Annotated in this window: 20 protein-coding genes; 16 read left to right on the forward strand and 4 right to left on the reverse strand. The window is 70.2% G+C overall.

Features of this window, described 5'->3' with window-relative positions:
* Positions 1 to 40: 40 nt before the first annotated feature.
* From ABD213_RS07235 to holA, 10 genes are all read left to right on the forward strand, one after another.
* Complete coding sequence (locus ABD213_RS07235; RefSeq protein ID WP_344326387.1) at positions 41 to 2,926, forward strand: leucine--tRNA ligase; 2,886 nt, start codon at positions 41 to 43, stop codon at positions 2,924 to 2,926.
* 22 nt (positions 2,927 to 2,948) lie between these two features.
* Positions 2,949 to 3,812: a DegV family protein gene (locus tag ABD213_RS07240; RefSeq protein ID WP_344326389.1), complete on the forward strand. Its 864-nt coding sequence runs from the start codon at positions 2,949 to 2,951 to the stop codon at positions 3,810 to 3,812.
* A gap of 119 nt (positions 3,813 to 3,931) precedes the next feature.
* Entirely contained in the window at positions 3,932 to 4,843 is a 912-nt protein-coding gene (locus ABD213_RS07245) for a helix-hairpin-helix domain-containing protein (RefSeq protein WP_344326391.1), read from the forward strand.
* The gene (locus tag ABD213_RS07250) at positions 4,840 to 7,083 is read left to right on the forward strand and encodes a ComEC/Rec2 family competence protein (protein ID WP_344326393.1); all 2,244 of its coding nucleotides are present in this window, start codon (positions 4,840 to 4,842) and stop codon (positions 7,081 to 7,083) included. The genes ABD213_RS07245 and ABD213_RS07250 overlap by 4 nt, the downstream gene beginning before the upstream one ends.
* 134 nt (positions 7,084 to 7,217) lie before the next feature.
* The gene (locus ABD213_RS07255) at positions 7,218 to 8,639 is read left to right on the forward strand and encodes a hypothetical protein (RefSeq protein ID WP_344326395.1); all 1,422 of its coding nucleotides are present in this window, start codon (positions 7,218 to 7,220) and stop codon (positions 8,637 to 8,639) included.
* Positions 8,640 to 9,275 (forward strand): hypothetical protein, encoded by a 636-nt coding sequence (locus ABD213_RS07260; RefSeq protein WP_344326397.1) that lies wholly within the window; start codon positions 8,640 to 8,642, stop codon positions 9,273 to 9,275. It abuts the gene before it with no gap.
* 34 nt (positions 9,276 to 9,309) lie between these two features.
* On the forward strand, positions 9,310 to 9,948 hold the full coding sequence (locus ABD213_RS07265) for a hypothetical protein (RefSeq protein ID WP_344326400.1): 639 nt from the start codon (positions 9,310 to 9,312) through the stop codon (positions 9,946 to 9,948).
* Between the two features lie 81 nt (positions 9,949 to 10,029).
* Entirely contained in the window at positions 10,030 to 10,455 is a 426-nt protein-coding gene (locus tag ABD213_RS07270) for a hypothetical protein (protein WP_344326402.1), read from the forward strand.
* Positions 10,400 to 10,666 carry a hypothetical protein gene (locus ABD213_RS07275; RefSeq protein ID WP_344326404.1) on the forward strand — a complete coding sequence of 89 codons (267 nt, stop codon included), beginning with the start codon at positions 10,400 to 10,402 and terminating at the stop codon, positions 10,664 to 10,666. The genes ABD213_RS07270 and ABD213_RS07275 overlap by 56 nt, the downstream gene beginning before the upstream one ends.
* A 49-nt stretch (positions 10,667 to 10,715) precedes the next feature.
* Entirely contained in the window at positions 10,716 to 11,687 is a 972-nt protein-coding gene (gene holA, locus ABD213_RS07280; protein ID WP_344326406.1) for a DNA polymerase III subunit delta, read from the forward strand.
* Between the two features lie 82 nt (positions 11,688 to 11,769).
* Here the strand turns inward: holA and rpsT are convergent, their stop codons facing one another.
* Positions 11,770 to 12,030, reverse strand: coding sequence for a 30S ribosomal protein S20 (rpsT, locus tag ABD213_RS07285; protein WP_344326408.1), 261 nt, complete (start codon positions 12,028 to 12,030; stop codon positions 11,770 to 11,772).
* 180 nt (positions 12,031 to 12,210) lie between these two features.
* Between rpsT and ABD213_RS07290 the strand changes: the two genes are divergently transcribed.
* Positions 12,211 to 12,552, forward strand: coding sequence for a hypothetical protein (locus ABD213_RS07290; protein WP_344326410.1), 342 nt, complete (start codon positions 12,211 to 12,213; stop codon positions 12,550 to 12,552).
* 34 nt (positions 12,553 to 12,586) lie between these two features.
* On the forward strand, positions 12,587 to 14,440 hold the full coding sequence (gene lepA, locus ABD213_RS07295) for a translation elongation factor 4 (protein ID WP_344326412.1): 1,854 nt from the start codon (positions 12,587 to 12,589) through the stop codon (positions 14,438 to 14,440).
* A 57-nt stretch (positions 14,441 to 14,497) separates the two neighbouring features.
* On the opposite strand, the gene ABD213_RS07300 is transcribed toward lepA, so the two are convergent.
* Genes ABD213_RS07300 through ABD213_RS07310 form a run of 3 tightly spaced genes read right to left on the reverse strand, consistent with a single transcriptional unit; the run spans position 14,498 to position 15,558 of the window.
* Complete coding sequence (locus ABD213_RS07300; RefSeq protein WP_344326414.1) at positions 14,498 to 14,872, reverse strand: hypothetical protein; 375 nt, start codon at positions 14,870 to 14,872, stop codon at positions 14,498 to 14,500.
* A gap of 42 nt (positions 14,873 to 14,914) precedes the next feature.
* Complete coding sequence (locus ABD213_RS07305; RefSeq protein WP_344326416.1) at positions 14,915 to 15,298, reverse strand: hypothetical protein; 384 nt, start codon at positions 15,296 to 15,298, stop codon at positions 14,915 to 14,917.
* On the reverse strand, positions 15,298 to 15,558 hold the full coding sequence (locus ABD213_RS07310) for a hypothetical protein (RefSeq protein WP_344326418.1): 261 nt from the start codon (positions 15,556 to 15,558) through the stop codon (positions 15,298 to 15,300). The genes ABD213_RS07305 and ABD213_RS07310 overlap by 1 nt, the downstream gene beginning before the upstream one ends.
* Positions 15,559 to 15,778: 220 nt before the next feature.
* Between ABD213_RS07310 and ABD213_RS07315 the strand changes: the two genes are divergently transcribed.
* From ABD213_RS07315 to hemW, 4 genes are all read left to right on the forward strand, one after another.
* Complete coding sequence (locus ABD213_RS07315; RefSeq protein ID WP_344326420.1) at positions 15,779 to 16,015, forward strand: hypothetical protein; 237 nt, start codon at positions 15,779 to 15,781, stop codon at positions 16,013 to 16,015.
* A gap of 228 nt (positions 16,016 to 16,243) precedes the next feature.
* The gene (locus ABD213_RS07320; protein ID WP_344326422.1) at positions 16,244 to 16,870 is read left to right on the forward strand and encodes an MOSC domain-containing protein; all 627 of its coding nucleotides are present in this window, start codon (positions 16,244 to 16,246) and stop codon (positions 16,868 to 16,870) included.
* A 116-nt stretch (positions 16,871 to 16,986) separates the two neighbouring features.
* Positions 16,987 to 18,825, forward strand: a complete 1,839-nt coding sequence (locus tag ABD213_RS07325; protein WP_344326424.1) for an AMP-dependent synthetase/ligase — start codon at positions 16,987 to 16,989, stop codon at positions 18,823 to 18,825.
* Positions 18,826 to 18,975: 150 nt separating this feature from the next.
* Complete coding sequence (gene hemW, locus ABD213_RS07330; RefSeq protein ID WP_344326858.1) at positions 18,976 to 20,142, forward strand: radical SAM family heme chaperone HemW; 1,167 nt, start codon at positions 18,976 to 18,978, stop codon at positions 20,140 to 20,142.
* Positions 20,143 to 20,327: the final 185 nt, after the last annotated feature.

The following is a 20,327-nucleotide window of genomic DNA, read 5'->3' on the forward strand; positions in this document are numbered from 1 at the left end:
GAGGGACGAGGGGCCGGTGGCGGCCCGATAGCATCGCCCGGTGAGCACCTCAGGACCGCACGTCGACGCGCCCATCGCCCCGCACCGCTACGGGGCGAGGCTGGCCGCGGAGATCGAGCAGCGCTGGCAGGACCGGTGGGAGGCCGAGGGGACCTTCCATGCCGACAACCCGGTCGGCGAGCTGTCGTCGGGTGCGGATCTGCCGGCGGAGAAGTACTTCCTGATGGACATGTTCCCGTACCCGTCCGGTGCGGGGCTGCACGTCGGGCACCCACTGGGCTACATCGCCACCGACGTCATCGGCCGCTACCAGCGGATGCTGGGCAAGAACGTGCTGCACGCCCTCGGCTACGACGCCTTCGGCCTGCCCGCGGAGCTGCACGCGATCTCCACGGGCGAGCACCCGCGCACCAACACGCTGGCCAACATCGCGAACATGCGCCGTCAGCTGCGTCGTCTCGGGCTGGCCCACGACGACCGGCGCTCGTTCGCGACGATCGACCCGGACTTCGTGCGCTGGACCCAGTGGATCTTCCTGCAGATCTTCGAGTCCTGGTACGACGAGGAGCAGCAGCGCGCCCGACCCATCGCCGAGCTCGTGGAGAAGCTCGGGACCGACGACCCGGACGTCATCGACGCCCACCGCCTGGCCTACATCAGCGAGGCGCCCGTCAACTGGTGCCCGGGCCTGGGCACGGTCCTGGCGAACGAGGAGGTCACGGCCGAGGGGCGTAGCGAGCGAGGCAACTTCCCGGTCTTCCAGCGCAGCCTGCGGCAGTGGAACATGCGGATCACCGCCTATGCGGACCGGCTGATCGACGACCTCGACGGCCTGGACTGGCCCGAGCCGGTCAAGCAGATGCAGCGGCACTGGATCGGGCGCTCGCACGGCGCCGAGGTGGACTTCGAGGTGCCCGAGGTCGAGAACGCCTCGATCCGCGTCTTCACCACCCGGCCCGACACGCTGTTCGGGGCGACGTACATGGTGTTGGCGCCCGAGCACGAGCTCGTCGACGCCATCGTGACCGACGCCTGGCCCGAGGGCACCGACGAGCGATGGACCGGGGGAGCGCCGTCCCCGACCGAGGCGGTCGCCGCCTACCGGGCGGCCGCGGCGGCGAAGACCGACGTCGAGAGGCAGGAGAACCGCGAGAAGACCGGCGTCTTCACGGGCGCCTTCGCCGCCAACCCGGTCAACGGCGCGCGGGTCCCGGTGTTCGTCGCCGACTACGTCCTCGTCGGCTACGGCACGGGCGCGATCATGGCGGTGCCGGCGCACGACGAGCGCGATTTTGCCTTCGCGACGGCGTTCGGGCTGCCGACGCCCCGCGTCGTGGCCGGACCGGACGGTGTCGACGACGAGCTGCCGTTCACCGGTGCCGGCACGGCGGTAGCCTCGGCGAACGACGACGTGAGCCTCGACGGGCTCGACGTCGACGCCGCCAAGGAGCGCATCATCGCCTGGCTGGAGGCCGAGGGGCGCGGCACGGGCACCACCACCTACCGCCTGCGCGACTGGCTGTTCAGTCGCCAGCGCTACTGGGGCGAGCCGTTCCCCATCGTCTACGACGAGGACGGGCACCCGCACGCCGTGCCGGACCACCTGCTGCCGGTCGAGCTGCCCGAGGTGCCGGACTACTCGCCGCGCACGTTCGAGCCCGACGACGCCGACAGCGAGCCCGAGCCGCCGCTCGGCCGGGTGCAGGACTGGGTGCACGTGACCCTCGACCTCGGCGACGGTCCTCGCCCCTACCGGCGCGAGACGAACACGATGCCCAACTGGGCCGGGTCCAGCTGGTACGAGCTGCGCTACACCGACCCCACGAATCGCGATGCCCTGTGCGACCCGGAGAACGAGCGGTACTGGATGGGGGCCGGGACGGGGGCGGCGAACAGCACAGGCGGGGGTGCCGGGCCGGGGGCGGCGAACAGCACAGGCGGGGGTGCCGGGCCGGGGGCGGCGAACAGCACAGGCGTGGACCTGTACGTCGGTGGTGTGGAGCACGCGGTCCTGCACCTGCTGTACGCCCGCTTCTGGCACAAGGTGCTGTTCGACCTCGGGCACGTCTCGGGAGCCGAGCCGTTCCACCGGCTCGTCAACCAGGGCTACATCCAGGCGCACGCCTTCACCGACGCGCGGGGCACGTACGTGCCGGCCGAGGAGGTCGTGGAGTCCGTGGACGAGTCCGGCGCCACGGTCTACACCCACGACGGCGTCCCGGTCGCCCGCGAGTACGGCAAGATGGGCAAGAGCCTGAAGAACGTCGTCACCCCGGACGACATGTACGACGAGTACGGTGCCGACACCTTCCGGGTCTACGAGATGAGCATGGGTCCGCTGGACCAGTCGCGCCCATGGGAGACCCGGGCGGTCGTCGGGTCGCAGCGCTTCCTGCAGCGGCTGTGGCGCCTCGTGGTCGACGAGGACACCGGCGAGACGCAGGTGGTGGACGAGCCGACCGACGAGGCCACGCGAAGGGTCCTGCACCGGACCATCGCCGGTGTCCGCGACGACCTCGAGTCGCTGGGCCTGAACACCGCCATCGCCAAGCTCATCGAGTACGTCAACCACCTCACGAAGGTCGGCGCCCGTCAGCGCGAGGCGCTCGAGCCGCTGCTGCTCATGGTGGCGCCGTTCGCTCCGCACCTGGCCGAGGAGCTCTGGTCGCGGACGGGGCACGACGGGTCGTTGGCGTTCGAGCCCTTCCCGCAGCCCGACCCGTCCCTGCTGGTCGAGGACACCGTGACGTGCGTCGTGCAGGTGCAGGGCAAGGTGCGCTCGACGATGCAGGTGCCGGCCTCGGCGGACGACGCGGAGCTGACCGAGCGCGCCATGGCCGAGGCCAACGTGCAGCGCGCGATCGACGGCCGCGAGGTGCGCAAGGTCATCGTGCGCGCCCCCAAGCTCGTCAGCATCGTGGTGTGATGTCGCAGTGAGAGCGGACCCGGTGGACCCAGCCTCGACGCGGCGGCGCATCGCCGTCGTCACCGACTCCACGGCCTCGTTGGACCATGCCGACGCCGAGCGGGAGGGCATCACGGTCGTGCCGCTCAAGGTCGTCATCGGTGCCGACACGTTCACCGAGGGCATCGACGTGACGCCCGACGACATCGCCGCCGCGCTGCGCGAGTTCACGCCCGTCAGCACCTCGCGCCCGACGCCGGAGGAGTTCCTCGAGGTCTACCGGCGCCTGGCCGACGACGGCGTCGACGCGATCGTGTCGGTGCACCTCAGCAAGGCGATGTCGGGCACCTTCGAGTCCGCTCAGCTCGCGGCGGCGAAGGCGTCGGTCCCGGTGATGTGCGTCGACTCGACACAGGTCGGCATCGCGACCGGGTTCGCGGCGGGTCGAGCGGCCCGCGTCTGCGCGGCGGGAGGCTCCGAGGCGGAGGCCGTCGCCGCCGCGCTCGGCGCGGGAGAGGCCACGACGGTCATGATCTACGTCGACTCGTTGGAGTACCTGCGCCGTGGAGGTCGCGTCGGCTCGGCCGCCGCGCTCATCGGCTCGGCCCTGGCGGTCAAGCCCCTCCTGACGCTGGAGAGCGGCACGGTGGTGCCGCTGGAGCGGGTCCGCACCACGAACAAGGCGCTGTCACGGCTCGTCGCCCTGGCTGCCGAGGCGGCCGAGCTGGCGCCGGACGGCGTCGACATCGGGGTGCAGCACCTGGCCAACGCCGAGGTCGCGCTCGACGTCGCACGTCGCGTGGCCGAGAGGACGGGTCTGGAGCAAGTGCCGGTGAACGAGGTCGGGGCGGTCATCGGGGCACACGTGGGTCCGGGCACCGTCTCCGTCACGGTCACACCGCGCTGACGACGCTCCTGGGACGGTGCGGGACTCGTCGTCCACAGCCGCGATCTCGCGAGGGTGTCGTCCACAGGCGTCGGCTCGGTCGGTGACGTCGCCGTGGCTGTTCTCCTAGCGTCGCCTGGGTGAACCGAGGGTGGCAGGACGACGCGGGGGAGACCCGTGCGGAGATCGCGCGACGTCGACTCGCGCAGCTCGACGCGTCGTTCCGCGCCCAGGCCGACCCGCCCGTCGCCGAGCACGCCGGGACGCGCACCGGGGCCGGCGCAGGAGCCGACACCGGGACCGACGTGCTCGACGCCGACGAGGCGAGCGGTCGACCCTCGATCCCCTTCCCGACAGACCGGCTCCGCAGCCCCGGCGAGCCGGCCATGACCGCGCCCGGGCGGCGGAGCCACCGGGCCGATCCACAGCGACCGCGCCCGATCCTGCTGGCCGCCCACCTGCGGCTGGTCGCAGCGGCCGCCGTCGCTGCCGGCGTCCTGCTCACCTGGTGGGTCCTGGCCGAGCGGCCCGAGCTCGCCGAGGAGCACGTCGACCTCACCGCCCCGGCCGCATCGGGCACGCAGGAGGAGCAGGACGGCAGTCAGGTGGCGGAGACCACCGACGAGGTGATCGTCGACGTTGCGGGCAAGGTGAAGCGACCGGGGATCGTGGTGCTGCCCGCCGGGGCACGCGTGCACGAGGCGATCGAGGCGGCCGGTGGTCTCGACGGAACAGTCGACACCACGTCGCTCAACCTGGCCCGCGAGCTCAGCGACGGGGAGCAGGTGCTCGTCGGCGTCGAACCGGCACCGTCGGCCACCGGCACGTCACCCGGCGGCCCGGGGTCCGGCGGTGGCGGGTCCCTCGTCAACCTGAACGCGGCGTCCCTCGAGGAGCTCCAGTCCCTGCCGGGCGTGGGACCGGTCACGGCGCAGTCCATCCTCACGTGGCGCGAGGAGAACGGTCGCTTCGCCTCGGTCGACGACCTCCTCCAGGTCTCGGGCATCGGGGAGAAGACCCTCGCCACGTTGCGCGACCTCGTGAGCGTGTGAGGACCGACCTCCGGCTCGTCGCCCCAGCCGGGCTCTGCTGGCTGGTCGCCGCCCTGCTGGTGAGGTCACCGAGCGTCGTCGCCGTGGGCGTGGCGGTCACGGCCATCGTGCTGGCGGGCGTGCTCGCCGGCGTCCGATGGTCACGCCGCTTGATGGTGCGTCACGTGGTCCTCCTCGCGCTCTGCGTCGGTGCCGTCGCCGCCTCGTGCGCCTGGCGCGTGGCGCAGGTGGAGTCCTCCCCGCTCGCCGACCTGGCGCAGAAGCGGGCGATCGTGGTGGCCGAGACGCAGGTGGTGCTCGACGCGCGCGAGTTCTCCCGCTTCGGTGCCACGTCCTCCGTGGCGGGACTTCGAGTCGACCGGGTCACGGCGCACGGACGCACCATCTCGATGGGTGACCGCGTGACCGCCTTCCTCGACGGGCCCGCCGACGGTCTGGTCATCGGCCGTCGACTCGTCGTCACCGCTCGCCTGACCCCCAGCGAGGACCCGCGGGAGTCGGCCGTCCTGAACGTCATCGAGCGCGGTGAGGTCGTCGACGCGGCCACCTGGTGGGAGGGCTCCGAACGTCTCCGACAGGCGATCCGCGACGCCGTCTCGCACCGCAGCCCGGAGGAGGCCGCGCTCGTGCCGGCCCTGGTCGCCGGCGACGACGCTGCGCTTCCCGAGCAGGTCGAGGAGGACTTCCGCCGTACCGGCCTGACGCACCTGCTCGCGGTCTCCGGGACCAACCTGACGATCGTGCTGGCCGTGGTGCTCGCGCTCGCCAAGGCCGCTCGCGCCTCGCCGCGAGTCCTGCTGGCGGTCGGCCTGCTCGGCGTCGTCGGCTTCGTGCTCCTCGCGCGACCCGAGCCGAGCGTCCTGCGGGCCGCAGCCATGGGCGTGGTCGGTCTCGCTGCTCTCGGCTACGGCGGCCGTGGCGGGCTCCGGGCGCTGTCCGTGGCCGTCGTCGTGCTGCTGTTCATCGATCCGTGGCTCTCGACGGCCGTCGGCTTCACGCTCTCGGTGTGCGCGACCGCGGGCATCCTCGTGGCGGCGCCACCCCTCACCGCGCGCCTCTCGGCGTGGATGCCTCGATGGGCAGCGCTCTCGATCGCCGTGCCGCTCTCCGCACAGCTGGCCGTGACGCCCACGATCGCGGCCTTCTCCGGGGAGGTCTCGATCGTGGCGGTCGCCGCGAACCTCGCGGCGGGACCGGTGGTGGCGCCCGCGACCGTCGCGGGACTCTTCGCCGGGCTCACGACGCTCGTGTGGCCGTTCGGCGGCCGGCTCCTGGGCACCGTGGCCGGTCTGTGCGCCGGCTGGATCGTGCGCGTCGCACGCTGGGCGTCCGGTCTCGACGGTGCTGCGGTCGCGTGGGACGCGCAGTGGTGGTTGCTCCTTCCCGTGGTGCCGGTCGTGGCCTGGGCGTTCTGGCGATGGGCCCACCGTCCGGTGGTGGTCATCGGCCTCGCCGTCGGCCTGGGGATCGCGCTCTGGCGTCCGCCCAGTCCGGGCTGGCCACCGGACGGGTGGGTCGCAGCGGCCTGCGACGTCGGGCAGGGCGACGCGATGGTGCTGAGGACCGGCGACGACTCCGCCCTCGTCGTCGACGTCGGCCCCGACAGCGCGGCTGTCGACCGGTGCCTGCGGAGCCTGGGGGTGCGCCACCTGCACGGGGTGGTCCTGACCCATGACCACGCCGACCACGTCGACGGGTTCGACGGCGCGGTGCGTGGTCGGGGGTCCCCACCGGTCCTCGTCGGCACGTCGGGCGAGGCACCGCCCGGCTACGTCGAGCGCACGGTGGCGACCGGCGACGTGCTCGAGGTCGGTCCCTGGCGCCTGGAGGTGCTGTGGCCACCACCAGGTGAGCGAGTCGAGTCCGCGGAGCCGGAGGGTGCCGCAGCCAACGACGCGAGCGTCACCATGATGGCGTCGGCACACGCCATGAGCATGCTCCTGACCGGAGACCTGGAACCCGACGGACAGGAGGCTCTCCTACGCACAGGCGCCGACGTCACGGCAGACGTGCTGAAGATGCCGCACCACGGAAGCGGGCGACAGTCCGAACGGTTCTTCGAGGCCGTCTCGCCACGCATCGCGACGATCAGTGTCGGCGCCGACAACGACTACGGGCATCCCGCCGCCGGAGCGTTGGAGCTGCTGGAGGACGTGGGTGCCCGCTGGTGGCGCACGGATCGGGACGGCCACGTCGTGCTGGTGGTCAGGGACGGCCGGCTGTCTGTGGCCACCAGGTGACCACAGGACCGTGGGCTCGACTCGTGCGGTGGCGTCCGTCGGCCTGCGCGTCGATGCCTCACCGCTCGGCGAGCGGACGATGGACCGGTCCCGGGGCCTGCGCTACCGTTGGCGCGTCCGATGAAGGGGGAGAGATGGCCGGGACGGAGGCGTTCCCTGACTTCCGCGGCCTCCACGGTGTCGGGGCCGGCGATCAGCGTCAACACGCGACGGCGCTGGAGCAGGCGTCGGGCGAGTACGCCTCGATCGCGGGTGCCCTCAGCTGGCGGGCTCTCGTGGCGCGCATGGAGGTCGAGGGCTTCCTCACCGGCCTGCTCACCTCCGGCACCGATCCCACGATCGAGGGGGCACGTGAGCTCGGCGGGGCCTCGGTGTTCGCTGCCGTGGGGCTCCGCCGCTGGGCCGACGCGATCGAGGTCTTCGACGGCGCCGTCGCGACGCTGAACCGCACCTTCGACGCCCGGGTGGAGGAACGCCTCACCACGCAAGGGAACACCGAGTCCTACCAGGAGATCCGCTCCGCTGTGGAACGGCAGCTCCGGCCCTCCTACGAGCGCGCCGAGGACGACCTGCGCGCCGTGGGCGACGACGTCGCGGCGATGCTGGAGCGCGGACCCGACTCGGCGTCGCTGAGCTCCATGCTCGAGTCCGGTGAGATCCCACCGTCGGCCCTGGGCCTCTTCGCCGGCATCGAGGTCGACGAGGACATCCTCGCCGTGGCGCGGGCCCGCGAGACCATGGACACCCTGGTCACGGAGGGGCTGCTCGACGGTCCCGTCGACGAGGACAGCCTCTACTTCCAGTGGCTCGTCAACGCCGGCCGGCGTGGCGTCTCCATCAACACCATCCGAGACATCGTCCGCGACCACGACATCGGGCCCGACGACTTCGACGTGCTCGACGGGCTCGAGGAGTTCGTCGACCGCGACGACAAGTCGTTCTTCCTGCTGCCCGACGACATCGACGGCGACGCCGCCCGGCGCTCCGTGCTGATGACCTACATCTTCAACGCCGGCACCGACTACGGCGACGCCGACAGGTACAGCGACACCGAGAACGACTTCGCCGAGACCCCCTACTCCTCGGCCGAGGTCCAACGGATCATCGACCGCCAGGAGGCCAACGACTGGAGCTACTCGCAGGACGTGGGGTTCGTCCACCGCAACGGCGGTCGCCTGGTCACCACGCCGAACGGCATCATGATGGGCCTCGGTGGCAACTGGCTCCAGGGTCTGTTCAGCCAGAAGGGCGGCACGGCCTGGGGCGACACGTTCATGGTCAACATCGACGATCCCGACGATGCGGGGGAAGTCCTGCGCGACATCGTCGAGAGTGGCGTTCGGCCGATCAACGACTCTGATCGAGGTCCAGGTGGCCCTGGCCCGCAGGAGCGAGACCGGCTCGACCTCGATCGGCTCCTCCACCACGAGGAGCGCCACTCGCGGCAGTGGGCCGAGCACGGTCACGGAGGGTTCCTGCGGCGGTACATCGGTGAGCAGCTGACCGGGAGCAACCGGACCGAGGAAGAGGCCGGACTGGCCGATGGGGGCTACTGAATGATCGTCTTGCTGGTGTCGTTCCTCGTGGTGGTGGCTGTTGTCCTGACGCTGCTGGTGGTGGCCGCGCGCCCGTCGGTGCGGCCGTGGGTGCGATGGGTGTCGGGTGTCGTGGCCGCGATGGTGACCGGTCTGATCGGATTCCTGGTCTGGTCGGTGAACAACCCGGAGCTGGAGCAGCGGGAGATCGACGCTCCGATCATCGCCGGTCTCCGCGTCGACGGTGACGAGCTGTCGGTCTGGCCGGGCGAGCAGTGTCGAAACGTGCGTACCGCATCGGTCCGGGTGAGCGTGCGCGAGCCTCGACGTCTCGAGGTGCTGAGGTTGGAGGGACCGGAGCCCGGTGGTGACCTCGGTCCGTTCTCGGTCTCGGAGCTGCAGGACGATCCGCCGGAGGGTCTGAAGGTGTCCGAGCGGTGGTCGGAGGGGATCGACCTTGCGCAGTTCGAGACTGTCGTCGTGACGGTCAGTGGTAGTCACCAGACGTCTCTCGAGCCGGTGATCGAGGGGTCGGTCGACCATCCGGGGGAGTACTGGTTCGGTGACGACCTGGGGTGGATGAGCGTGCAGGAGGCCATGCAGCAGGACGGCGAGGACTTCTACTCCCTCTGCGCGACCGGCATGACCTACGAATGAGCCTCGTCGAGACGTCCACGCACACAGGCCACCGATGATCGTCGGGTTGGTGCCGCTCCTGGTCGTGGTGGTGGTAGGGGTGCTCCTCGCGGTCGGCAGCTCGCGGGCCGCTTCCGGATCCTTCGCCCGCCGGCTCATGGCCACGGGTGCTCTGTTGGTGGCGGCGCTGGTGGTGCTCGCGGTGGCGGCGGTGTTGAATCCGCGAGGGCAGCCGCTGGAGCCCGATGCGCCGGTGCTGATGGGGGTGCGGGTCGACGCTGACGATCTGGTGGTGTGGGTCGGTGCACGCTGTGAGGATGTCGAATCCCTCAAGGTCACCGTCTCCGTCCGTGAGCCTTCCCGCAGAGTCGATCTTCGTCTCGAGTCGGACGAACCCACCACGGTGGAGGGGCCGCTGCGGGTGCGCGACCTGCAGGAGGACCCGCCTGGATCCTTCGAGGTGGTGGAGCGCTGGCGAGACCAGATCGACCTGGCGGACTTCGATGCGATCAGTGTGCTTGCTCCGGGCGGCGGCGCCGTCGCCTCGATGGACGAGGTGGTCGAGGGTTCCGTGGAGCATCCAGGAGAGTTCTGGTTCGGTGACGACCTGGGGTGGATGGACCTGGGCGAGGCGGCCCGCCGCGACGGTGAGGACTTCTACTCGCTCTGCCGGACCGACATCACGTACGAGTGACGTGGGGATGACGCTGGCCCTGGCCCACGAGCAGACCGCTTCCTCCGCGTCGGCGATCGACCCGGCATCGGGGAGCCGACGATGATCGTCTTGCTGGTGTCGTTCCTCGTGGTGATGGCCGTTGTCGTGACGCTGCTGGTGGTGGCCGCGCGCCCGTCGGTGAAGCCGTGGGCACGATGGGTGTCGGGTGTGGTGGCTTCGATGGTGACCGGTCTGATCGGATTCCTGGTCTGGTCGGTGAACAACCCGGAGCTGGAGCAGCGGGAGATCGACGCTCCGATCATCGCCGGCCTGCGCGTCGACGGTGACGACCTGTCGATCTGGCCGGGCGAGCGATGTGAGGGGCTGCGGTACGTCTCGATCTTGGTGTCGACCGACGATCCTCGCCGGTTGGCCGAACTGCGTCTGGAGGGCTCTGAGCCAGGGGGGAGACCTCGGCCCCTTCTCGGCCATGGAGCTGCAGGAGGATCCTCCGGAGGGTCTGGAGGTTTCCGAGCGGTGGCCTGAGGCGCTCGACGTCCGCGAGTTCGAGACGGTCACCGTGACGGTGAGCGGTAGTCAGCAGACGTCTCTGGAGCCGGTGACCGAGGGGTCGGTCGATCATCCGGGGGAGTACTGGTTCGGTGACGACCTCGGGTGGTTGAGCGTGCCGGAGGCGATGCGGCGGGACGGCGAGGACTTCTACTCCCTCTGCGCGACCGACATGACCTACGAATGACCCGCCACGGCCGACGGAACTGTCCTCGGGCGGCGATATCGTGACGGTCATGGCGACGGCGTTCGGCAAGATCCTGCTCATCACCGGCAATGCGGAGTTCCTCGCCGAGCGCACCCGCACGCGAGCCGTCGCCGCGATCGCCGCCGAGGACATCGAGTGCGACGTCGCCACCGCCACCGCCGGCGGCCTGGGCGCCGGTGAGCTCGCCGGGCTCACCAGCCCGTCGCTGTTCAGCACCTCCAGTGCCGTCGTCCTCACCGAGCTGCAGGACCTCCCGGACGCCGCGCAGGACGAGCTGCTCGCCTACGCCCGCGACCCCTCCCCGGACACCGCGCTCATCCTGGTCCACGCCGGCGGCCAGAAGGGCAAGCGGCTCCTGGACGCCCTGCGAGCGCTGCCCTCGGTGCACGAGGTCAAGCACGAGGCGCCCAAGTACGAACGCGACTTCGCCCGCTGGGTCGCCACCGAGCTGCGCGACCACGGTGCGCGCATCGACGAGCAGGCGGCCACGCTCCTGGTCGCGGCGGTGGGTCAGGACCTGCGGGCCCTCGCCGGCGCCTCCAGCCAGCTGGTCGCCAGCGTCGAGGAGGGTGAGACCATCACCGTGGAGGTGGTGCGCCGCTACTTCGGGGGCCGAGCCGACGTGCGCGGCTACGAGATCGCCGACGCCGCGATCGACGGCCGCCTCGCGCTCGCGCTGGAGCAGACCCGTTGGGCCGAGACCGCCAAGGTCGCTCCGGTCCTGGTCACCAGCGCGGTCGCCAGCGGCCTGCGCTCGCTCGCGCGCCTGGCCGACGCGCCACCCGGCCTCGCCCAGGGAGACCTCGCGCGCCACGTCGGCGTGCCGCCCTTCAAGCTGTCGGTCATGCGGCGTCAGCTGAACGCCTGGACCCCGCAGAACCTCGCTCGCGCGCTGGACGCGGTCGCCCGCGCCGACCTCGACGTCAAGGGCGGTGCCTCCGACCCCGCCTTCGCGGTCGAGCGCATGGTGCTGCAGGTCGCTGCCGCACGGGGTCACTGACCGCCACTCAGCCGGGAACGACGAACGCCCCCCGCACCAGCGGGAGGCGTTCGAGAGGTCGTGCAGCGGCGTCAGGCCACGATCAGAGGGCAGCGGCCTTCTTGGCGATCGAGGACTTGCGGTTGGCCGCCTGGTTCTTGTGGATGACGCCCTTGGAGGCAGCCTTGTCCAGACGCTTGGTGGCCTCGCCAGCCAGCTCCTTGGCGCGATCGGTCTCGCCGGCGTCGACGGCCTCGTTGAAGCGACGCACCGAGGTGCGCAGGGCCGAACGGACCGACTTGTTGCGCTCGCGGGCGGCCTCGTTCTGACGGTTGCGCTTGATCTGCGACTTGATGTTCGCCACGGGAATCCTGTTTCTCTGATCTGTGCTGCTGGATGGTCCCGACCGGAGCCGGTAGGAGAGTGTGGGCATGCGTGAGCACGCGACCGCCAACGATAGCAGCGCCGTGCCGGTGGTCCCAAATCGCCGCCCGCTCTCCGACCCCGTCCGCGACCTACGACGAGTCGTCGTAGACTCCGCGTCATGGAGACGCTCTACGAGATCCTGACGTGGTTGCACATCGCCGCCTGGGTGGTCGTCCTGCTCGGTTACCTCAAGGACGTTCGCGGACCCGCCATCAACCTGTGGATGGCACACGGCCTCACGGTGGCGTTCGTGCTCGGGATCGCCCTCGTGGGCATCGCGTCGGCCAGCGACGCGGTGAACGACCCGAACAACGCCCGCGCCGGCGTCAAGCTCGTCGTCACCCTCGTCGCGCTCGGGCTGGCGCACAGCACGCGCAAGCGAGGCGCGCCGAACCCGCTCGCCCACGTGGTGGCGGCACTCGTCGTCGTGAACGTCGTGCTCGCCTACACCTGGACCTGATCGGTCCGCCACCGGATGGGAGGATGGGGTCACCATGACCTCTGCTCCCCAGCCCGGCTCGACCCCCCCGCAGGTCTTGCGGAACTTCTGCATCATCGCCCACATCGACCACGGCAAGTCGACGCTGGCCGACCGCATGCTGCAGATCACCGGCGTCGTCGACGAACGTGCCGCGCGGGCGCAGTACCTCGACCGGATGGACATCGAGCGCGAGCGTGGCATCACGATCAAGAGCCAGGCCGTGCGCATGCCGTACACGAAGGCCACCGGCGACGACGCCGGGACGCACTACGTCCTCAACATGATCGACACCCCGGGGCACGTCGACTTCACCTACGAGGTGAGTCGTTCGCTCGAGGCGTGCGAGGGCGCGATCCTGCTCGTCGACGCCGCGCAGGGCATCGAGGCCCAGACGCTGGCCAACCTGTACCTCGCGTTGGAGGCCGACCTCCACATCATCCCGGTGCTGAACAAGATCGACCTGCCCGGAGCGCAGCCGGAGAAGTACGCCGAGGAGCTCGCCGGGATCCTCGGCGGTGACCCGGACGACGTCCTGCGGGTCTCGGCCAAGACCGGCGAGGGCGTCGACGCCCTGCTGGACCTCATCGTCGACGAGGTGCCCCCGCCGACCGGTGACGCCGACGGGCCTCCTCGCGCGCTGATCTTCGACTCCGTCTACGACACCTACCGCGGCGTCGTCACCTACGTGCGCGTGGTCGACGGCAAGCTGAGCCACCGCGACAAGATCAAGATGATGTCCACCAACGCCCAGCACGAGATGCTCGAGGTCGGGATCATCAGTCCCGAGCCGGTCAAGGCCGACCACCTCGGCGTCGGCGAGGTCGGCTACCTCATCACCGGCGTGAAGGAGGTGCGGCAGAGCCGCGTCGGCGACACCGTCACGTCCTTCCAGAAGCCGGCGCCCGAGCCGCTCGGCGGCTACCGCCACCCCAACCCGATGGTGTTCTCCGGCCTGTACCCGATCGACGGCGACGACTTCTCGACCCTGCGTGACGCCCTGGAGAAGCTGCAGCTCAACGACGCCGCCCTGGTCTACGAGCCGGAGTCCTCCGGGGCGCTCGGCTTCGGGTTCCGCATCGGCTTCCTCGGCCTGCTGCACCTGGAGATCGTGCGCGAGCGGCTCGAGCGCGAGTTCAACCTCGACCTCATCAGCACGGCTCCCAACGTCGTGTACCGCGTCGAGATGGAGGACGGCAGCGAGCACGTCGTCACCAACCCGAGCGAGTACCCGACGTCGGGCAAGATCGCGAAGGTCTTCGAGCCGGTCGTCTCGGCCACGGTGCTGGCACCGTCGGACTACATCGGCACGATCATGGAGCTGTGCCAGGCGCGCCGCGGCCAGCTCGGCGGCATGGACTACCTCTCCGAGGACCGCGTCGAGATCCGCTACACCCTGCCCATGGGCGAGATCATGTTCGACTTCTTCGACGCCCTGAAGAGCCGCACGAAGGGGTACGCGTCACTGAACTACGAGCTGTCCGGCGAGCAGAGCGCCGACCTGGTCAAGGTCGACATCATGCTGCAGGGCGAGGTGGTCGACGCCTTCAGCGCGATCGTCCACCGCGACTCCGCCTACTCCTACGGCGTCGCCCTGGCCGGCAAGCTCAAGGAGCTCATCCCGCGCCAGCAGTTCGAGGTGCCCATCCAGGCCGCCATCGGTGCGCGCATCATCGCCCGCGAGAACATCCGCGCGATCCGCAAGGACGTCCTCGCCAAGTGCTACGGCGGCGACATCAGCCGCAAGCGCAAACTGCTGGAGAAGCAGAAGGAGGGCAAGAAGCGGATGAAGATGGTCGGCCGCGTCGAGGTGCCCCAGGAGGCGTTCATCGCGGCCCTGTCCACCGGGGAGTCCTCGGCGAAGTCCTGACGCCGTCGGGCATCAGCCGCGTCGACCGGTCCCGGCCGGCGTGGTCGGTGCCGGTGCTCATCGTTCGCCGAGATCCAGCGTGATGCCGGACGCGACGACGTCGATCACCCCGGCCTCGGACTCGAGGTGGAAGTGGTCCCCGTCGAAGGACAGCTGGTCGAGGTTCCCGTAGTCGGTGGAGCCGTCGGCGTCCTGGTTCGGCGAGACCGGCTGACCTGTCCACCGGAGCTCCGTGACTCCGTCGAACTGCAGGACTCCCGGCAGCCAGAAGTGCTGCTCGCCCGGTCGCGGCTGCTCCAGACGGGGGCTGTCCTTCGCGATCACGGCCTCCAGCATCACCAGCAATCGACCCGGCGAGGCGATCACGGATCGGATCCAGCTCGCCTCCAGCACGACGTCCCGCAGCGGTTCGAGCTCGGTGTACGGCTTCATCGCTCGCTCATCTTGGGTCGGTGGTGGTCGGGGTCGCCCTCGTCACGAGCCGCTCGCTTCGGGTTCGAACTCGATCGCGACGTCCTCGACGGTGAGGTGGATCTCGCCGGCGTCCGAGTCGAGGTGGTATCGATTTCCGTCGAACTCCACGACATGGAAGGTGTTGTAGGTGAGGGATCCGTCGTTCTCCGCCTGGGGCGTCCCTGGATCAATCCATCGCAGCTCCTCGACCTGCAGGAACCGAAGGACCGCCTTGCGCCACGACCCGACCTCGCCGGGCAGCGGCTCGCGCCACAAAGGACTGTTCTCCGGGAGAGCGGCGTCGATCATGACCGTCAAGGACCCGGGGGTCGCGATCACCGTCGCGATCCAGCTCTCGTCGAGGACGGCCTGACGGAGGACGGGGTGCTCCCAGTAGGGCTTCATCAGTCGAGGTCCCATTCGATCGGTGTGTGGTAGGCCCGCGGGGCGGCCCGGGCGTCCTGGACGTTGTCGACCCGTCTCGACCCCGACGCACCGTCGGCTGCGGCGTCGATCAGCTTGCCACCCTTGAGGATCTTGCCCACCGGGATGATCCCGGCGATCTCGATCGCGCCGCCCCAGAAGCTCCCGCCCTCGCCGAACTGGTCCCAGTCGAAGACCAGCGTCTTGAAGGCCGTCTCGTACCAGGCGTCCTCGTCGGGCATCTGTGGCCGTGGCCCGTGGCCCGGGGTCTGGGAGGTGGTCGCGGAACGCGTGCGGCAGGACTCCCAGCTGCTCGAAGGCGACCCAGTCCTCGTCCTGCGGACCTCGCTCCAGCCGCCCGGCGAGGTCGTCGCCCGTCTCCCGCAGCTCCTCCAGCAGCTCCGTGCGACGTCGCCGGAGCTCGGCGAGCTTCGCGCCGTCCGCGTCTCGGACGAGGTCGTCGTGGCGCTCGATCGCGCTGTCGCGCTCCTGCGACGTCATGCCGACGCGCAGATCGGGGCCGGCGACACCGAAGCCGGTGGCCCTGGCCTGCCGATACTCCTCGTTGAGGGCGTCGACCTCGGCGTTGAAGACCGTGATCGCGACCGCCCAGGTCCTGACGATGCCGCCGGCGAAGGCCGAGGCGGTCCGCAGGCTCGATCCCTTGAGGAGCAAGCAGGTCGCGATGCATCGGCATGAACAGCGCGAGCAGGTCGCCGTCGACGTGCTCGCGTGCCCGACTCGTGCCGGTGGCCGCCGTACGCGACGTCGAAGAGCGGGTTGGCCGCGGCATTGAGCTCCTGCCCCGCCTCGTCGACATTCTCGGGGTCTACCGGGTAATGCTCGAGCGGTCCTGCCATGTCGTCCTCCCCGGAGCTCCTGGCGGGAATCTACCGATGTGGGACCGCGGACCGCTAGGTTCGGGCCGTGGCTCACGTGGCATCGGTGAACGTCGGCCCCACGCGCGACGTCCCGTGGGGGACGTTGAAGCGCTCGGCCATCGACAAGCGTCCCGTCGACGGGTCCGTCGCGATCGGACCCCTCGGCCTGGAGGGCGACGACATCGCCGACACCGTGCACCACGGCGGCGTCGACCAGGCCGTGTACGTCTACGCCGCGGAGGACCTGCAGGCGTGGGCCGAGGAGCTGGGGCGCGAGCTGGTCCCCGGACAGTTCGGCGAGAACCTCACCACGACTGGGCTCGACGTCCAGGACAGCCGGCTGGGGGAGCGGTGGCGGGTCGGGACCGCGGTGCTGGAGGTGTGCGACGTCCGCATCCCGTGCTCGGTCTTCCAGGGCTTCCTCGACGAGCCACAGTGGGTGCGACGCTTCGTGGCGCGCGGGGTGCCCGGGGCCTACCTCCGCGTCGTCGAGCCGGGAACCGTCGCGGCGGGGGACCGGGTCGAGGTCCTCGAGCGCCGACCGCACGACCTGACCGTCGCCGTGGCGTTCCGAGCGCAGACGATGGAGCGCCACCTGCTCCCTGACCTGCTTGCGGAGCCTCGGATCTCCACCAAGATCCGCCGGAGGGCCCAGAGCCGTCAGCGTGCTTGATTGCAGGGCACAACCGTCCGCGAGACGAGGTCCCACAGCCCTCCCGAGGTGACCGGTGAGTAGGTTAAGGTGAGGCGCACCACACCCCCCTCAGCGCCCGACATGTGAAGGAAGTCATGCCGACCACCGCCACCCCCGAGCAGCTCCAGTTCGTCGAGAACCGTGCCAAGAACGTCGCGCAGATGTTCTTCGACCGTGTCGCCGAGTCGCCGAACCGCGAGGCCTACCGCTTCCCCGACGAGAACGACACGTGGCACTCGCTGACCTGGTCCGAGACCGGCGACGAGGTCACCACGCTGGCTGCCGGACTGCTCGCCCTCGGGCTGCAGTCCGAGGAGCGCGTCGCGATCGTCTCCAACACCCGGTACGAGTGGATCTTCGCCGACCTCGCGATCAACGCCGCCGGCGGCGCGACGACGACGGTCTACCCGACCACGACCGTCGACGACGAGGCGTACATCCTGTCGGACTCCTCGAGCCGCGTCGTCTTCGCCGAGGACGACGAGCAGGTCAAGAAGCTGCTCGAGAAGCGCTCGGAGCTGCCCGACGTCATCAAGGTCGTGACCTTCGAGAGCACCCTCAACGACGGTGACTGGATCATCTCGCTGTCGGACTTCGAAGCGCTCGGCAAGGAGCACCTCGCCGCCAACCCGACGGCGGTGCAGGACCGCGTCGCCACGATCGAGCCCGGCCACCTCGCCACGCTCATCTACACCTCCGGCACCACCGGTCGCCCCAAGGGCGTCCGCCTGAGCCACGACGGGTGGACCTACGAGGGCGCCGCGATCGCCGCCGGCGGCTTCCTCAGCATCGACGACCTCGAGTTCCGCTGGCTGCCGATGGCCCACTCGTTCGGCAAGGTGCTGCTCACCACCCAGCTCCAGGTCGGCTTCCCCGCCGCCATCGACGGCCGGGTGCCGAAGATCGTGGAGAACCTCGCCATCGTCAAGCCCACCTTCATGGGTGCCGCACCGCGCATCTTCGAGAAGGCCTACGGCCGCATCGTCGGCATGGTCGAGGAGGAGGGCGGCGCCAAGCTCAAGATCTTCAAGTGGGCCGAGGGTGTCGGTCGCGAGTACTCCCGCGCGCAGCGCGAGGGTCGTCCGATCGGCACGGGCCTGAAGATCAAGCACGGCCTGGCCGACAAGCTGGTCTTCTCCAAGGTCCGAGACCGCTTCGGCGGTCGTGTGCGCTTCTTCATCTCCGGCGCGGCGGCCCTGTCCTCCGACATCGCCGAGTGGTTCCACGGCGCCGGCGTCCTGATCCTCGAGGGCTACGGTCTGACCGAGACCTCCGCGGGCTCCTTCGTCAACCACCCGGACAACTTCAAGATCGGTTCGGTCGGCATGCCGATGCCGGGCACCGAGGGCCGGATCGCCGAGGACGGCGAGATCCTCATCAAGGGCCCGGGCGTCATGGGCGGGTACCACAACCTCGAGGCCGAGAGCGCCACCACGGTCTCCGACGACGGCTGGCTGCACACCGGCGACGAGGGCCGCTTCGACGACGACGGCTTCCTCTACATCACCGGTCGCAAGAAGGAGCTGTTCAAGACCTCCGGCGGCAAGTACGTCGCGCCGCCGCACATCGAGGGCATCTTCAAGGGCCTGAGCCCGCTGACGAGCCAGATCCTGGTGCACGGCGCCGAGCGGAACTTCTGCTCCGCGCTGATCACCCTCGATCCCGACGCCGTCGCCGAGTGGGCCGAGAACAACGGCATGAGCGGCAAGTCCTACTCCGAGGTCGTGAAGTCCGACAAGATCCAGGAGATCATCGGCGGTCAGATCGAGGAGCTCAACTCCCGCCTCAACCGCTGGGAGACGATCAAGAAGTGGGCGGTCCTCGACCACGACCTGTCGATCGAGTCCGGTGAGATCACGCCGAGCATGAAGGTCAAGCGCAACGTCGTGGAGGCCAACAACAAGGAGCTGCTGGACTCCTTCTACGCTGGCTGAGTGAGCAACGACGAGGGGCCGGACGCATCGAGCGTCCGGCCCCTCGTCGTGCCCGCGGCGGACGGCCGCATCGACGGCACAGCGGCGGACGGCCGCATCGACGGCACAGCGGCGGACGGCCGCATCGACGGCACAGCGGCGGACGGCCGCATCGACGGCACAGCGGCGGACGGCCGCATCGACGGCTCTGCGGCGGACGACCCGTTCGGTGTCTACGTCCACGTCCCGTTCTGCTCGGTGCGCTGCGGCTACTGCGACTTCAACACCTACACCGCGGACGAGCTCGGCGAGGGCGCCACCCGAGCCAGCTTCGCCGACACGGCGATCGCCGAGGTGCACCGGATGGCCGAGGCCGTCGGTCCACGTCCGGTGGAGACGGTGTTCTTCGGTGGCGGCACCCCCACCCAGCTGCCGGCAGAGGACCTGGTGCGCATCCTGGGTGCCGTCGACGACACCCTCGGCCTCGCGCCGGGTGCAGAGGTCACGACCGAGGCGAACCCCGACAGCGTGGATGCCACCGGGCTGCGGATCCTGCGGGAGGGCGGCTTCACGCGGATCTCCTTCGGTGTCCAGTCGGCGGTCCGGCACGTCCTCGCCACCCTCGAGCGCACCCACGATCCCGAGCGCGTGCCGCAGGCGGTCCGCTGGGCGCGGGAGGCCGGGTTCGACCAGCTCAGCATCGACCTCATCTACGGCACGCCCGGGGAGTCGCTGCAGGACTGGGAGCACACCCTCGACCAGGCCGTCGCCCTCGAGCCCGACCACGTCAGCGCCTACGCGCTGATCGTGGAGGACGGCACCGCGTTCGCCCGGAAGGTCCGCCGCGGCGAGGTGACCATGCCCGACGACGACGAGACGGCCGAGAAGTACCTGCTGGCCGACGAGCGGCTCGGTGCCGCAGGGCTCGGGTGGTACGAGCTCTCCAACTGGGCACGGGACGAGTCGGCGCACTGCCGGCACAACCTCCTGTACTGGCGCAGCGACGACTGGTGGGGCATCGGGCCGGGGGCCCACTCCCACGTCGCCGGCCGGCGGTGGTGGAACGTCAAGCATCCTGCGGCGTACGCCGGGCGTCTCGCCGCCGGACGCTCGCCGGAGCTCGACGCCGAGGTGGTCGACGACGCCACGCAGCGGATGGAGCAGGTGATGCTGCGGTCGCGGCTTCGGGAGGGAGTGCCGACCTCCCTCGTCGCGTCGCGCGGCTCGGCGCTCGCCGACCTCGAGCGCCGTGGTCTCGTCGACGTCGACCTCGACCGGGTGGTCCTGACGCTCGAGGGACGACTCCTGGCGGACGCCGTCGTCCGCGACCTGACGTGACACCGGCTCCGCCCCCAGGGTGAGGAGGCGGACCTGGTTCGGATGGACCATGTCAGCGGGGTCTTCTTCCCGTGATTCACCTCACACAGGTCCTGAGCTCGCAGTACGCTTCCCGCGGGAGAACAATTCAACAGCTCGAGGGAGTTGGCGAGGGAGCGATGCGCTACGCGCATTGGCCGACTGTG

The sequence above is a fragment of the Aeromicrobium halocynthiae genome (assembly GCF_039531385.1).
GTDB classification, from domain to species: Bacteria; Actinomycetota; Actinomycetes; order Propionibacteriales; family Nocardioidaceae; genus Aeromicrobium; species Aeromicrobium halocynthiae.